This is a genomic window from Planktothrix paucivesiculata PCC 9631 (assembly GCF_900009265.2).
GTDB classification, from domain to species: domain Bacteria; phylum Cyanobacteriota; class Cyanobacteriia; order Cyanobacteriales; family Microcoleaceae; genus Planktothrix; species Planktothrix paucivesiculata.
This window is the reverse complement of the sequence record NZ_LR735029.1, coordinates 16,459-30,930: the sequence shown is the minus strand read 5'-3', so window position 1 is coordinate 30,930 and position 14,472 is coordinate 16,459. Positions and strand designations below refer to the sequence as shown.

Sequence of the window (14,472 nt, the reverse complement as noted above, 5' to 3'; positions counted from 1 at the left end):
TAAGGTAAGGGGGAGAGGTCACACCAGTGAGGGCTGTATTTCTGATTTTAATATATCTTCTAAAATTTCAGGAGTTAATCCTTTTACAACGGCTTTTTGACCGATTTCACTCATCGTTTGTCGCAATTTATTAATAGCCATTCTTCTTTCTGAAAAAAAATGTTTTTTTGGGGTCGGTTTACAAAATTACCCTGGAATTTGATATAATCAATTTTATATTAATTTGGAAGATTAATCTATGTCTTTTTACCATCAAAACCTAGAGGCTTTTTTGAAATTGTTAGAAGAACAGCCTCAATTATTTAATAACTCACACCGTCAAGATCTAATGGAGTTAATTGAACCCTTACCCGATGATATTGAAACTTTGTCAATTGCGATCGCTAGTTGGTATGAAAACTATGATGATATTGTTGATGCTCAGTTAGAAATTCTGAATAGTGCTATTTTAATTAATAACGATTCCGAACAAACATCAACTTCAAAATTAGCATTAGCTCGTTTACCGCTAACTAATATTAGTTCTGTTCCTAAGCCCAAAATTGAGTTAAACAAGGAAACTTTAAAAAATGCCATTCAACCCTTATCGAAAACAACTCCTCCTCAATTATAATTAATGGTAAAAAAAACAATCTTTTTGGGTTTACTATTGACCATTCGACAAATGATTGAAGTTTACGCTAAACTATATCTATCCTAATTGGGTTAACCTGTTTATGTCTATTGTTGATCACGAACCCGCTAACCTTCACAGATTAGAACAACCGGAAGAATTTGATAATATTATCTTCCCACCTAGCAATTTATGGAGTGATGAACCGACTTTGGAAAGTTACTTACATTTACAACAACTGCTACTTTTATTAAAATGCCTTGATTGGTATTGGCGCGATCGCAATGATTATTTTGCCACAGGTAATCTCACAGTCTATTTTAGCCCCAATCAAAAAAAATCAGAGCATTTTAGAGGGCCAGATTTCTTTGTGGTTTTAGATACAGAAAAAAAACCTCGCCGGAGTTGGGTTGTATGGGAAGAAGGCAAATATCCTAATATTATTATTGAACTTTTATCCCCATCCACCGCAGAAATTGATAAAGGATTAAAGAAACAACTCTATCAAGATAACTTTCGCACCTTTGATTATTTTTGGTTTGATCCTGATACCTTAGAATTAGCCGGATTTCATTTAGTAGAGGGTAAATATCAACCCCTTGAACCTAATTCTCAAGGATGGTTATGGAGTCAACAATTAGAATTATTTTTAGGTCTTTATAACTCCCAATTGCGTTTTTTCACCTCAGACGGTCAACTCCTCCCCACTCCCGAAGAAGCAGCAATAGCAGCAGAAACACTATTAGCAAAATATCGCGAACAATTTGGGGAGTTACCCTAATTGGTCATAATAATTCCCAAATATAAAACGTTGTTGGGCTTTAGCCCTCCCCTGAACACCCAAGCCCCACCTCGGGCCAAGATTGGCCGAATAATTTCGATCATTTAAGATTTGTTACGAAAATTAAGCTATAATCAGGGTAAGATAAATTCCGTTCAGAACCCGCAGTTTAGGTTAACATCCCCAACCCGGATATTTGCGATTCAGTTTGGGGTGAAAACACGACTGGGGACTACCCACTCAGATTCAATCACAATATCTGTGCAATCACCCAATAAGTCTAACCAGGCCACTCTTAGTGCCTCAGCAACCAGAAAATCAGAGTTACCCTTTACTCTCCAAGATATCAAAGCGGCTATTCCCGCCCACTGTTTTGAGCCTTCAGTTTGGAAGTCTCTGAGTTATTTCTTCATTGATATTTCGATCATCGCTGGTCTGTATTTTATCGCCTATAAACTCGATTCTTGGCTGTTTTTCCCCATTTTTTGGGTGATGCAAGGAACGATGTTTTGGGCGTTATTTGTTGTGGGCCATGATTGCGGTCATGGGTCTTTCTCCAAAATCAAATGGCTAAATAATCTAATTGGCCATTTGTCCCATATTCCGATTCTAGTTCCCTATCACGGTTGGCGCATCAGCCACAGAACCCATCACGCCAATACCGGAAATATTGATACCGATGAAAGTTGGCATCCGGTAACGGAAAGTACGTTCAATAAGATGGTTTGGTATGAAAAGCTGTTGCCCTTTTATATCCCCTTAGTTGCCTATCCGGTTTATCTATTCCGAAGTTCTTCTCCCCTTCGTAAAGGCTCTCACTTTTTGCCGAGTAGCCCTATGTTTAAAGAGTCCGAAAAATGGGATATTATTACCAGTACATCTTTGATGATCGTAATGGTAAGCTTTTTAGGGTTGATCACCTATCAGTTTGGATGGGTGTTTTTCCTGAAATACTATTTCATGCCCTATTTCGTGTTTGTGATGTGGCTGGATTTAGTCACCTACTTACATCATACTGAGGCTGATATTCCCTGGTATCGGGGGGAAGATTGGTATTTCCTGAAAGGGGCTTTATCTACCATTGACCGGGATTATGGATTTATTAATCCCATTCATCATAATATCGGAACTCACGTTGCTCATCACATTTTCTTGAATATGCCCCATTATCATTTAAAAACAGCAACGGAGGCGATTAAACCCCTACTGGGTGACTATTATCGGTCTTCTAATGAACCGATTTGGAAAAGTTTTATTAAATCCTATCGGTCTTGTCATTTTGTTCCTGATAACGGTTCAAAAGTCTATTATCAATCGGCTTGGAATTCTAATAAAACCGTTGATTAGAAAACAGAAACCGGGTTTTTGCAGTAGTCTGGATAACCAGCAATAAATCACTGTTAAAAACCCGGTTTATTTTCTGGGAATTATTGAATTTTAACGGTTAATTGATAACTGGCATTTCCCCGAGTTCCCCCCACGATAATTTCATAATTTCCGGTGGCGGGCAATTTCAAACTAGACTGGGTGGCTTCGGTTTTCAAAACCTGCCCATTGGGGGCAATTACATCAAAAACAGCGTTATTTTCTAAAGCTGTAATTTTAAGATCCATTCTTTGCCCTTGGTTGGCTTTTAATAAATAGATATTGCGAGTTCCTAGTACCACCGACTGACTCAATGTTGCTGAGTTTTTTCCAGGGGCAAAACGAACTTGAGAGACTAAACAGGGTTGTTTTTTATAAACAAATCGTCCCGTATTTAAAGAGTCTGCATTTAACGTCCAAGTTTCCTTAGTTTTTTGGGTATCTGACTCAATTTTTGTGGTAATATTTAGGTTTAATTTATTACCATTTTTCATTCCTTGTAAAGTTTGAGTATAGGACGTATAATAGGATTCCTTCTCATTATGAATGGTGGCTTCAACTCGACCCGTGACTTTATTCCCATCAATATAAATCCGGGCGATGGAGTCCATATTATCATCAGCAATAGAAAAACAATAGCCTTGAATGGAAGAAGTAGGACTAGAGTTATGAGCTAATTCTGTTGAAGAATTGGGCACCACAGAAGCTACAGAATTAATCTGAGGTGCAACATTTAGAAACGTTCCTGCAATGGCCAAAAATCCTAATAATTTCATCATTATTTTTACCTTGTTTTATTGTTAATTGTTGACCGTTAATTACCCATTACCCATTACCCTGTTACTGAGCGAAGTCGAAGTATTACCCTGTTACTGAGCGAAGTCGAAGTATTACCCATTACCCATTACCCATTACCCATTACCCATTACCCATTCCCTGTTCCCTGACTACTGACATAATATTCGATCTTCGGAACTAATCTCGGAATTAGTTTTTAAATAATCCTTTATCCAATCACAAGCATAGGCGAATTCATTCAAGTTTAAAACTTGATCTAAATTCCATAACAGCACTGTTTTATCTTCACTCACGGAAGCCAGAGTTTGACTATCGGGACTAAATTTAACATTATAAACTTCACCATTATGACCATTCAAACTTTTAATTAAAGTACCATCGAGTTTCCAAAGTTTAATCGTTTTATCCTGACTGGCTGATGCTAATAATTTTTGGTCAGGACTGAAGGCGACGGCCATCACGTTGGCGGTGTGTCCCTTGAGGGTATTTTCATAAATAAAAGATTTAATCCTAGGACTCCAACGCCATAATTTTATGGTTTCGTCTCGACTGGCGGAGGCTAAAATCTGTCCATCGGGACTCAAAGCCAGTCCCCAAATCCCATCTTGATGACCGGTTAAGGTTTGTAGGAGTTGACCGTTGAATTTCCAGAGTTTAATTGTATTATCATCGGAACTTGAAGCAATCCATTCACCCTCTGGCTGAATGGCAATACTCCAAACCTGACCTCGATGACCGCTAAAGGTTTGACGAAGTTTGCCATCAATACCCCAAATTTTAACAGTTTTATCCCAACTTCCAGAAACAATTGATTGATTATCGGGAGTAAACTTTACGCCCCAAACCCCCCACATATGTCGCAATGGTGTTTTATTGGGGTGGGGGGAAAACAGTCCCTGATCAGTTTTTTTCCACAGTTTAATTGTGCCATCATCGGAGGTTGAAGCTAACCAATGACCATCGGAGCTAAATTCTACCTGATTCACTCGCCACTCATGTCCAGTTAAGGTTTGCAATAACCGCCCTTTCTTTGTCCACAGTTTAATAGTTTTATCTAGGGAAGATGAAGCAATAGTTTGACCATCGGGACTAAAGGCGATGCCCCAAACCGTATCCTGATGTCCCATAAATGGCATCACCAAAGAATATTGGGTTTTCGAGAGTTTAACGGTTTTATCCCAACTAGCAGAAGCCACGGTTTGACCATCGGGACTGAAGGCAACATCACTCACTTCGGCCTGATGTTGCCGTAATATTTTATAGGGGTTATACGAGGAAGTTGTGGGATCTTTCCGCCAGAGTTGGATTTGTTGATTGCGAATCGCTGCTGCTAATAATTTGCCCTTTCGACTAAAGGTTACACCCCATACTTCATCCTCAAAGGGGCCGAAGGTATGGATTAACTCCCCCTCCCGACTCCACAATTTAATCGTTTTATCTCGACTCGCAGAAGCTAGGGTTTGACCATCGGGACTCCAAGCCACTGACATAATTTCAGCCTGATGTCCGGTCAGGGTTTTTAATAGTGTGCCATCGGATGTCCAAATTTTAACCGTATTATCGGCACTTCCAGAGGCAAATCTCTGACCATCGGGACTAAAGACAACGGTTTTAATTTTGTTGGGATGGGCGGCGATGGTTTTTAATAGTTTCCCCTCTGTTGTCCATAATTTAATGGTTTGATCAAAACTGGAGGAAACAAGTTTATCCTCCGTCGGGCTAAAACTTACCGCTATTACCGCATCCCGATGTCCGGTTAGGGTGTTAACCAATAAATCATTGGTATTCCAGAGTTTAATAGTTTTGTCGTAACTAGCTGAGGCGAGAAGGGGTTGACGGGGACTGAAGGCAACGTTGACAATTCCATCCTGATGTCCGGTCAGGGTTTTCCAAAGTGAGCCATCGGGTTTCCAGAGTTTAATGGTTTTATCCTGACTTCCAGAGGCAATTAAATCTCCTTTGGGGCTAAATTTTACCGCATGAATAATACTGGTGTGCCCTAACAGTTGATTATATTCTTGAATCCCATAAACGGTTTTTTGTAATGTTAATTTTACATTCTGGTGAGTTTTTGTATCCACATCCGATAGAGTTTGCAATTGTCGATAGGCTTTCATGGATTGAATTAAGGCTTCAAACCTTTGATTTAAGGCAAATAAGGACTCGGCAGATTGATTGAGAGCTTTAACTTCGTTAGTTTTTGCCTGGTTTTCATTCACCCTAGCTTGATGATATTGAAACCAACTAATTCCACTTAATACTATCGCAATTACTAAGGCACTACTAACAGATATAAGTAAAAACCTTTGCAATTTTGCTGTTCGTTTTTCTTGGGTAAGTCGGGCTTCTACTTCCTGCATTCGGGCAGCTTCTAATGCTTGTTGAACTTCCCGCCGATCTAATTCTTCACTTTTAGCTAAAAATTGATAATCTAAATCACTAATACTGCGATCGCTTGACCAATTTTTGGCTTCTTTTAAAGCCTGTCCTCGTAATAATCGCGAGGTATCTTTTTGGCTAGATTCTACCCAGGCATCAAAGGCTTGAGAATAGGGCCGCAGGTTACTTAATTGTTGGTTAACCCAGTCCAAATCAAAGACTTCTTGATAAATGCGATTTTTGACTTGTAAAAACCCAGTTTTTTTGATGACCAAACCGGATAATATGAGTTCTGATTGTTCGTTACTATCATCGGTTAAAACTTCCAACTTTTTAAGAATATCTTGATAGATTCCTAGAATTCTGCCGATGTGATAGGGGTTATTTTGAATTCGGTTACGAATGGTTCTTAAATGTTCGGGTTCATCTTGAGATTCCCATTTATAAATAATCTGCGATCGCACTAAGGATTCTACCCAAAATCCCTCAGTTCCGGGGGGAATAGTTAATATTTCATGAATTGTTTCTTTCGTAGAATTAAGCACTAATTGACATAGTTTTTGTGTTAAAAAAGGTTGTCCTCCTGTCCAAGATATAATTTCTCCCATGATGGCTTTAGCATTAGTGATTTTTGCTTCTAAACCATTAATTAAAGGTTGAACTTCATTAATAGTAAACCCATCTAATTCAATGGCTTTTCCGATATTAAAAGGAGTCCGACTGCGATCGGAAATCAAAGCTGAAGGGGTAGCAACTCCAAATAAGGCAAAGCTAATGCGGTTATATTCAGGATTAATTGCCCGTTGATTATAGCAAAACCGAACCAAGGCAAAAAAATCATCAACTTTAAAATTTAAACTTAAAATACTATCGATTTCATCAACAAAAATAATTAATTTTTTATCGGGAAACTCAACTAATAAAATATCTTCTATAAAATTACTCAGACGTTGAATTACAGAAATATCTTCTTCGTCTTTCCACCAATTTTTTAGATTAAATTTACCTAAAAGATTAAATCCTCGCCATAACTCGGTGACAATTCCTTTATACCATTGTTGTTCCGTTACCATTTCGCTGCCAATGCGAGTCATATCTAAAGTCGCACATTGAAATCCTTCTTGTTGTAAACGATAACGAGTTTTAACTAATAGGGAAGATTTCCCCATTTGTCGAGAATTTAAAACATAACAAAAATGTCCCTGTTGCAACTGCTCATACAAATCAGAATCCGCCTTTCTAACCACATAAGTCGGAGCATCTTGAGCTAAACTTCCCCCAATTTGATAGGCAGAATTAATCATGTGGTTTTACAAGTGTTCGGCGAATATAATTCGCTACTACACAAACTAAGTCCACCTTCGTGGACTAATCTAAATTTAATAGGACTTACGCAGAATACCCAATTATACAGCATCTGTAGGGGCGAACGGCCGTTCGCCCCTACTAGATATGGTTGTTTTGCGTAAGTCCTGTTTAACTCACGAAGCTGGGTTTTATCTGTGTAGCTGCGATTTCCAATCGCCGGGGATAATAGGCTAATCTAAAATCTAACCCACGAAGGGATAATAGGCGAATATAATTCGCTACTACACAAACTAAGTCCACCTTCGTGGACTAATCTAAAATTTAACCCACGAAGGTGGGTTTTGTCTGTGTAGCCGCGATTTCTAATCGCCGGGGATAATAGGCTGTGTAGCCGCGATTTCCAATCGCCGGGGATAGGTTACATCATGCCCATGCCGCCCATGCCACCCATGCCGCCCATACCGCCCATACCGCCCATACCGCCCATGCCGCCCATGGCATCCATGTCAGGCATGGCGGATTTCTTCTCGGGTTTTTCCACAACTAAGGCTTCAGTTGTTAATACTAAGCCTGAAATCGAGGAAGCATTTTGTAGGGCAGAACGTACCACTTTTGCCGGGTCAATAATCCCAGAAGCAATTAAATCTTCATAGGTTCCAGTTAAGGCATTATAACCAATATTAAACTCAGTGTTGCGGACATTTTCTACAACAACAGCGCCTTCGGCTCCAGCATTACTGGCAATATAAAATAAAGGAGCTTCTAGGGCTTTGGCAATAATTCCCGCCCCAATTTTTTCCTCATCACTCAGTTGAGCTTTCAGTTCATCAACTTTTTTAGCTAGATGAATTAAAGTCGTGCCACCCCCAGGAACAATTCCTTCTTCTACGGCGGCTTTGGTTGCATTTAAGGCATCTTCAATCCGCAGTTTCCGAGATTTCATTTCTGTTTCCGTGGCGGCTCCCACTTTGATCACAGCCACTCCTCCAGCTAATTTCGCAATCCGCTCTTGGAGTTTTTCCATATCATATTCGGAGTCGGTTTCTTCGAGTTGACGGCGAATTTGATCAACCCGTTTTTTGACATCGGATTGAGTGGTGCTATCGGCAACAATAATCGTATTGTCTTTTTCAATAGTGATTTTGCTGGCCGTTCCTAACATCTCTAAGGAAACAGTATCTAAGCTTAATCCGACTTCTTCAGAAATTAATTGTCCGCCTGTGAGAACTGCAATATCTTGTAACAAGGCTTTGCGACGTTCACCAAAACTTGGGGCTTTAATTGCCGCGACATTTAACACGCCTCTGGCTTTATTCACCACCAAAGTTGCTAAGGCTTCCCCATCAATATCCTCAGCAATAATTAACAGAGGTTGACCCGAACGGGCAATTTTTTCTAAGACCGCAACTAAGTCTTGAATCGAACTAATTTTTTTATCGGTAATTAGAATTCTGGCGTTAGAAAATTCCACGACCATCCGTTCATTATCGGTAATGAAATAGGGGGAAATATAGCCCCGGTCGAGTTGCATTCCTTCGACCACATCTAATTCTGTGGTGATGGATTTTGATTCTTCAACGGTAATTACTCCGTCTTTCGTGACCTTTTCCATGGCCAGAGAAATCATTTGACCGATTTCCGGGTCATTTCCAGCCGAAATCGTGGCGACTTGAGCGATCGCATCCCCTTCCACGGGTTTAGCAATGGCTTGAATTTCTTCGACCAAAATTTGAGTAATTTTGTCCATTCCCCGTCTGAGAGCCACAGGATTAGCCCCTGCTGCGACGTTTTTTAACCCTTCACGAATCATCGCTTGGGCTAAAATGGCGGCGGTGGTTGTCCCATCTCCGGCGACTTCATTGGTTTTGGAGGCGACTTCCTGCATCAGTCGGGCGCCTGTATTTTCCAGGGGGTCGGACAGTTGAATTTCTTTAGCGACGGTAATCCCATCGTTGACGATTTCGGGGGCGCCAAATTTCTTCTCTAATAAGACATTCCGACCTTTAGGGCCAAGGGTGACTCGCACCGCATCGGCTAGGGCATTTACACCTTTTTCTAAGGCTCTACGGGATTCTTCACCAAACGAAACAATTTTAGCCATCTTACAATATCATTAATCACCAATAAGCCACTTTAGCACTCAAGGGTTTCGAGTGCTAGTTCGGAAATCCGTCATTATGGGTAGGTCGGGTTAACCCTAATTTGTCTCTACTCGCTTGCTGATGGAAAAAGGTCACTTTAAAAGATCTTAAAATGGGTTCTATAATTAATAGGGCGAGTTTTTTGGAGGTATAGTAATTTTTTGAATAGACAGGATTTCCAGGAATTAGCATTAACTCGACTTCAAGAAGCAAAAGTGCTTTTGGATAATCACCAATATTCCGGTGCTTACTATCTGAGCGGTTATGTGATTGAATGTGCTTTGAAGGCTTGTATCGCTAAAAAAACTCAGCAATATGATTTTCCTGACCTAAAAAGTGTGAGGAAAATTTACACCCATGATTTAAAAGAACTGGCAGAACTTGCTGGGTATGATATTCATGCACAATTAAAGTTAACCTATAAAACTCAATGGTCAATAATTAAAGTATGGTCAGAAGAAAGCCGTTATCAAACACATAACCAAAAAGAAGCCCACGATATTTACTTAGCAATTACCGATCCTAGTCACGGAGTTTTACAATGGCTACAGCAACATTGGTAAATCAAGAGATAGAAGAAGGCCAAAGATTAATAGATGATCTCAAGGTCAAGGGTGTATCAGTTCATTCGGCTTTGTGGCTGTATGCGACAGAACCGGAAACATGGCACTTGACACTTGCTTTACCTCTCTATGATGATCAAGGGCCTCTTAAAACTTATGAGAATATCCTATCAGTTTTTCGCGAAGTTGAACCCGAATTAAAAATTGATTGGACAGCAATTGTCGCTGTTAGTCCTAATGATGAATTAATTCAGGGTTTAAGTCAAGATCAACAACATTGGAATATCAACTTATCAGGAAGACGAATGACCAATAGCATAGTTAATCGAATCTTGATTGAAGATGCTTATATTTACCAAATTGGCGAGAATTTACAACTCGGAATTTTACCCAAATAAGGTAGAACCTATTATCCAGGGAATCCCTGGATAATAGCCAGAAAGGGGAGAGAATCTAGTTACGAGCGAACTAACAATATTGTAAAAACTGTTCGGGAAATAGAATTAATTCTCCTGATTTAAACTGTTCTAGGGGAACCCATAAGGCTTTTTTCTTGCGTTTGTTTTTGATAAATTTTAGTTCTTCGAGTTGATAGAATTTCAGATCGACAAAATCACAGCGATAGATTTGAATGAATTCGTGTTGTATATCATTGTCGTAAACAAAAATATTTTCTAAACAGCCTAAATAATTAATATTAGTTAATTCCGCTTGAATTGCCGCTCGAAATTCTCGCTTTAACGTATCAAGACTCGATTCTCCAAAATCAATACCTCCTCCTAAAGCTCGATAGAAGGTTTGTTGTTTAATGGCATCATAGTCTTGGGAAACAAAAATGCGATCGCTATTTTGAATTAATCCTAATGCTAAAACTCGAATTTTACTGGATTTAGACATAAGATAAAATTAGGGGGATATCAAGACGCGACTGAGCGCGTCCCTACGACTAATTATAATCGCCTACACTCGATTGATAAATGTCTTTTTCAATCGGCCAATCTTCATTTTCACCGCCAATAATTATTTTTTCAATGGTGACATACTCCTGACTAAGTTGACGAAAAGTATTAATTAAAACATCCAGAGCAAAAGCATCACTGGTTCCTAAATCAAACCAACACCGCGCCCAAACTCCTTCATATTCTATTTCCCCCATATTGTGCATCAGTGCCATCATACTATTATCAACCACCGCATCATCATAGGTGAGATAACTTAGGTCAATTCCCGTATCCTGAACCTGTAGATTTTCGGCATTAAATCCTCCCATTTTTCCTAATAGAAACCAAGAATCAAACACTTCCTCAATATAATCCCGTTCACTGCGAGAAGGGACAGTTTGAAATTGCAGCCAAATCCAAATATCAAAAGGATTACATTCTCTAAACAAAACTTCCATAATTAAAGGCTATAAAGTTGGTAATTGATTGGCAGTTGGCCCCCAAAGACCCTGAGTATCTTTAATTGTATCTCGCAAAGGATCACAGGGACGGCTTTGATTATCAATGCGGTTTAAATTTTTGCATTGTTCATAAAAGATTTGAGCTACTAATCGTTTAGGAAGTTGATCCGATTGACCCAAAGATTGAGTAAAATATTTTTGGGCTTCTTTTAACTGGGTTGGGGTTGTGGTTTGATTTTCTGCTTTTAATTTTTTCCCCTGGTCGGCTAATATTTGGGCTTTTAAATATAATACTTCTGGATGATTAGGAGCTTCAGATAGGGCTTTTTCAGTATAGGTTAAAGCTTGATCCTGTTGACCTAAATTTTTATAACCCACGGCAATACCACGATAGACTAAATAACGAGGTTCTGCTTGTTTTTCTAATTGATTAATTGCTTTTTTTGAGTCAGAGAAAGGAAGATTTAAGGATAACAATAAATCCATATAACCCTGAATTAAATTGAGTTCGGGATCTTCAGGATCAATTTTTTGAGCCACATCTAAGAATTTTAACACCTCTTGTAATTTATTGAGTGCTTTAGGCGCGCCCTTGAGTGTGCCTTCGCTCACCACAGTATGACCTCCTTGTAAAAATAAACCGACCGCCACATAGAGATTACCGCGCAAAGGGTCTTTTGTACTTAATAACTTGGCGGTTTCTAGGGTTTTATCGCTATAGGTTTTTAAGGAGGTAAAATCTTCATCTTGGTACGCTAAGGAAGCCAAAAGAGCATAAACTAAAGGTTCATTCGGTTCTTGAGATTGCGCTTGTTCTAAATAGTTTTTAGCTTGTTTATAATTCCCCTGGGCAAACATCGCTTTAAATCCTAATTCCGTTTGATTTCCAATGGGGCGAGGATCGTTTTTACGGAAGGGATCGGCGGCTAAACCAAGGTTAACACCTAAATTAAATGCGATTAAACCCGTACTGATTCCCAGGACAGTTTTTTTCATAATTGCAGATAATTTCTGGCTTTTAAACTGAGAATAAATTATCATCGTTTTCATCCTCTTATTAAAGTTTAAATAGAAGGTGGAACCAAAGCTAAATTTAGGTTGTCTTGGGATTGGTTCTCTATAAATATTAATTTGTTTTCTGGCTTTCGGCAAGGGTAAACTCAGATTTTTTTGAGAAAATAGGTAACAATAATCGCTCCTATTGTGCTATAATATTGGCTGAGGTAATTGGGCATTTTACTCTTGCTCTTGCTTTGTTTTTGGGCCAGATTATCATTGAATTGGTGTTTTTTTTCTGATGCTTTATATCAAAAACTTAGTTTATCATCCCGCCGCTAGTGACAAATCGATTTTAACCCAGGTTAACTTAGAATTGGCGCCGCAGCAAATGGGACTGATTATTGGGCCTAGTGGATCGGGGAAAAGTACATTGCTAGAGATTTTAGCGGGTTTGGCCACAAAAACCAAGGGAGATATTCGCTGGCGCGAGCAAGAATTAACCCCAGAACACCTACAACAACTGGTGGGTTTAGTCTTTCAATTTCCAGAACGACACTTTTGTGGGGGCACAATTTTAGAGGAGTTGCGCCTGGGTCATCCCGAAATCGATGCAGAGCAGGTTGACAAGGCCCTAGAGGAAGTCGGACTAAGCCATTTATCTTTACAGGTCGCGCCCCATTCCCTCAGTGGCGGACAGCAACGACGTCTGGCTTTGGCGGTACAATTAATTCGCCAACCCCATATTTTAATGTTAGATGAACCTACGGCTGGGTTAGACTGGTCAATGCGACAACAACTGATTAATTTATTAGGGAAATTAAAAAAACATTGGACGTTATTAGTCGTTACCCATGATGCCCGAGAATTGTTTGGTTTAGCTGACCGATGTTGGTCATTAAAACAGGGTCATTTAACCGCCCTAGATATTGAGGTCATGGCAACAGAAGAAAAACAAAAAATCGCCGCTTTTCCTCCCGTTTAATTTTTAGTCAATTGAATTATGAATGAAATTTCCTCTCCCCAATTACCTGAAATGACCGCCATTTGGCAGGAAACCTTAAATTGGCAACCTACTCCCGAACAACAGATTTTATTTCAACAATTATTTGAGTTAATTATTCAGTTTAATCAACAGCTTAACTTAACTCGTCTGACTGAACCCGAAGAATTTTGGGAAAAACATTTATGGGATTCTTTCCGAGGAATTTCCTTTTTATTATCAGAAAAAAATCTCCTTTCCCCGGGGACAAAATTTATTGATATTGGTACAGGTGGGGGTTTTCCTGGGATTCCTGTGGCTTTAATTTTTCCTGAATCTTCCGTTACCCTTTTAGATTCAACTCGGAAAAAAATTACTGCCTTAACTACTATTTTAGAAGAATTAAAGATAAATAATACCCTTCCTTGGGTGGGTCGCGCCGAGGCCCTGGGTCAACATCCTAAACATCGAGAATCCTACGATTTTGCCCTATTAAGAGCCGTTGCACCGCCCTCGGTGAGTGCTGAATATGCACTACCGTTATTAAAGGTGGGAGGGACTGCCATTCTCTATCGCGGTCATTGGACACCGGAAGAAGAACAACAGTTAATCTCGGCAGTTAAACAGTTAGGGGGAGTGCTAGAATCCGTGGATGGATTTAACACTCCCTTAACCCAAAGTATTCGCCATTGTTTATACTTAAAAAAAGTCAGACCCACAGCTAAACAATATCCCCGGGCTATCGGTGTTCCCGGTCAAAAACCATTGTAATCAAGGGAATAGGCAATAAGGAATAGGCAATAGGGAAGATATAAAATTAAGCAATGGGGAAGATATAAAATAAAATATTGAATTCCTATTACCTATTAGCCATTAGCCATCACCCATTACCAATGATAACCGAAAAAGCCCATTTCTCCTTCTGTGATTTGCGTCACAACATTAGATAAATTTCAAACTATTATTTCAGATGTACCAACATCACAGAAGATTGTGATCAAGTTCATCAAAGTTAGGGGATTAACTTCACCCGTCTTGTGAGGTTCATCCCCGATGATTGGATGGAGTAAATTAGGAGGAGTCCGCCAATGCTACCGCTCAATCTAGTCTTAAATTTAGATCAAGAGTTTACCGCTATTCAGGA

Annotated in this window: 14 protein-coding genes; 7 read left to right on the top strand and 7 right to left on the bottom strand. The window is 39.4% G+C overall.

Going from position 1 to position 14,472, the window contains the following annotated elements:
- Positions 1-18: 18 nt before the first annotated feature.
- Positions 19-141, bottom strand: a complete 123-nt coding sequence (locus PL9631_RS27105; protein ID WP_269321719.1) for a hypothetical protein — start codon at positions 139-141, stop codon at positions 19-21.
- Positions 142-238: 97 nt separating this feature from the next.
- Here PL9631_RS27105 and PL9631_RS24835 point away from each other — a divergent pair, with 97 nt between their 5' ends.
- The 3 genes from PL9631_RS24835 to PL9631_RS24825 all read left to right on the top strand — a co-directional run bounded on the left by PL9631_RS24835 (position 239) and on the right by PL9631_RS24825 (position 2,741).
- Positions 239-613 carry a hypothetical protein gene (locus PL9631_RS24835; protein ID WP_083624612.1) on the top strand — a complete coding sequence of 125 codons (375 nt, stop codon included), beginning with the start codon at positions 239-241 and terminating at the stop codon, positions 611-613.
- 103 nt (positions 614-716) lie between these two features.
- Entirely contained in the window at positions 717-1,394 is a 678-nt protein-coding gene (locus tag PL9631_RS24830) for a Uma2 family endonuclease (protein ID WP_083624611.1), read from the top strand.
- A 261-nt stretch (positions 1,395-1,655) separates the two neighbouring features.
- A complete protein-coding gene (locus PL9631_RS24825) occupies positions 1,656-2,741 on the top strand; it encodes a DUF3474 domain-containing protein (RefSeq protein ID WP_083624609.1) in 1,086 nt (361 codons plus the stop codon).
- A gap of 80 nt (positions 2,742-2,821) precedes the next feature.
- Here the strand turns inward: PL9631_RS24825 and PL9631_RS24820 are convergent, their stop codons facing one another.
- From PL9631_RS24820 to groL, 3 genes are all read right to left on the bottom strand, one after another.
- On the bottom strand, positions 2,822-3,538 hold the full coding sequence (locus PL9631_RS24820) for a hypothetical protein (protein ID WP_197046503.1): 717 nt from the start codon (positions 3,536-3,538) through the stop codon (positions 2,822-2,824).
- 168 nt (positions 3,539-3,706) lie between these two features.
- The gene (locus PL9631_RS24815; RefSeq protein ID WP_083624606.1) at positions 3,707-7,240 is read right to left on the bottom strand and encodes an AAA-like domain-containing protein; all 3,534 of its coding nucleotides are present in this window, start codon (positions 7,238-7,240) and stop codon (positions 3,707-3,709) included.
- A gap of 422 nt (positions 7,241-7,662) precedes the next feature.
- The gene (gene groL, locus PL9631_RS24810; RefSeq protein WP_083624604.1) at positions 7,663-9,345 is read right to left on the bottom strand and encodes a chaperonin GroEL; all 1,683 of its coding nucleotides are present in this window, start codon (positions 9,343-9,345) and stop codon (positions 7,663-7,665) included.
- A gap of 201 nt (positions 9,346-9,546) precedes the next feature.
- On the opposite strand from groL, the gene PL9631_RS24805 reads away from it, so the two are divergent.
- Positions 9,547-9,948 (top strand): HEPN domain-containing protein, encoded by a 402-nt coding sequence (locus PL9631_RS24805; RefSeq protein WP_083624603.1) that lies wholly within the window; start codon positions 9,547-9,549, stop codon positions 9,946-9,948.
- Positions 9,927-10,346, top strand: coding sequence for a hypothetical protein (locus tag PL9631_RS24800; protein WP_083624601.1), 420 nt, complete (start codon positions 9,927-9,929; stop codon positions 10,344-10,346). The genes PL9631_RS24805 and PL9631_RS24800 overlap by 22 nt, the downstream gene beginning before the upstream one ends.
- Positions 10,347-10,416: 70 nt before the next feature.
- On the opposite strand, the gene PL9631_RS24795 is transcribed toward PL9631_RS24800, so the two are convergent.
- The 3 genes from PL9631_RS24795 to PL9631_RS24785 are packed head-to-tail and all read right to left on the bottom strand — an operon-like array spanning position 10,417 to position 12,391.
- Positions 10,417-10,845, bottom strand: a complete 429-nt coding sequence (locus PL9631_RS24795; RefSeq protein WP_083624600.1) for an NUDIX hydrolase — start codon at positions 10,843-10,845, stop codon at positions 10,417-10,419.
- Positions 10,846-10,894: 49 nt separating this feature from the next.
- Positions 10,895-11,347: a DUF3531 family protein gene (locus PL9631_RS24790; protein WP_083624598.1), complete on the bottom strand. Its 453-nt coding sequence runs from the start codon at positions 11,345-11,347 to the stop codon at positions 10,895-10,897.
- 9 nt (positions 11,348-11,356) lie between these two features.
- Positions 11,357-12,391, bottom strand: coding sequence for a Sll0314/Alr1548 family TPR repeat-containing protein (locus PL9631_RS24785; protein WP_083624596.1), 1,035 nt, complete (start codon positions 12,389-12,391; stop codon positions 11,357-11,359).
- A gap of 256 nt (positions 12,392-12,647) precedes the next feature.
- Between PL9631_RS24785 and PL9631_RS24780 the strand changes: the two genes are divergently transcribed.
- Positions 12,648-13,331, top strand: a complete 684-nt coding sequence (locus tag PL9631_RS24780; protein WP_083624594.1) for an ABC transporter ATP-binding protein — start codon at positions 12,648-12,650, stop codon at positions 13,329-13,331.
- Between the two features lie 18 nt (positions 13,332-13,349).
- The gene (gene rsmG / locus PL9631_RS24775; RefSeq protein WP_083624593.1) at positions 13,350-14,099 is read left to right on the top strand and encodes a 16S rRNA (guanine(527)-N(7))-methyltransferase RsmG; all 750 of its coding nucleotides are present in this window, start codon (positions 13,350-13,352) and stop codon (positions 14,097-14,099) included.
- Positions 14,100-14,472: the final 373 nt, after the last annotated feature.

Coding starts and splice junctions, on each gene's coding strand:
- PL9631_RS27105 (WP_269321719.1), bottom strand. CDS start 141: ATGGCTATTAATAAATTGCGACAAACGATGAGTGAAATCGGTCAAAAA.
- PL9631_RS24835 (WP_083624612.1), top strand. CDS start 239: ATGTCTTTTTACCATCAAAACCTAGAGGCTTTTTTGAAATTGTTAGAA.
- PL9631_RS24830 (WP_083624611.1), top strand. CDS start 717: ATGTCTATTGTTGATCACGAACCCGCTAACCTTCACAGATTAGAACAA.
- PL9631_RS24820 (WP_197046503.1), bottom strand. CDS start 3,538: ATGATGAAATTATTAGGATTTTTGGCCATTGCAGGAACGTTTCTAAAT.
- PL9631_RS24815 (WP_083624606.1), bottom strand. CDS start 7,240: ATGATTAATTCTGCCTATCAAATTGGGGGAAGTTTAGCTCAAGATGCT.
- groL (WP_083624604.1), bottom strand. CDS start 9,345: ATGGCTAAAATTGTTTCGTTTGGTGAAGAATCCCGTAGAGCCTTAGAA.
- PL9631_RS24800 (WP_083624601.1), top strand. CDS start 9,927: ATGGCTACAGCAACATTGGTAAATCAAGAGATAGAAGAAGGCCAAAGA.
- PL9631_RS24795 (WP_083624600.1), bottom strand. CDS start 10,845: ATGTCTAAATCCAGTAAAATTCGAGTTTTAGCATTAGGATTAATTCAA.
- PL9631_RS24790 (WP_083624598.1), bottom strand. CDS start 11,347: ATGGAAGTTTTGTTTAGAGAATGTAATCCTTTTGATATTTGGATTTGG.
- PL9631_RS24785 (WP_083624596.1), bottom strand. CDS start 12,391: ATGATAATTTATTCTCAGTTTAAAAGCCAGAAATTATCTGCAATTATG.
- PL9631_RS24780 (WP_083624594.1), top strand. CDS start 12,648: ATGCTTTATATCAAAAACTTAGTTTATCATCCCGCCGCTAGTGACAAA.
- rsmG (WP_083624593.1), top strand. CDS start 13,350: ATGAATGAAATTTCCTCTCCCCAATTACCTGAAATGACCGCCATTTGG.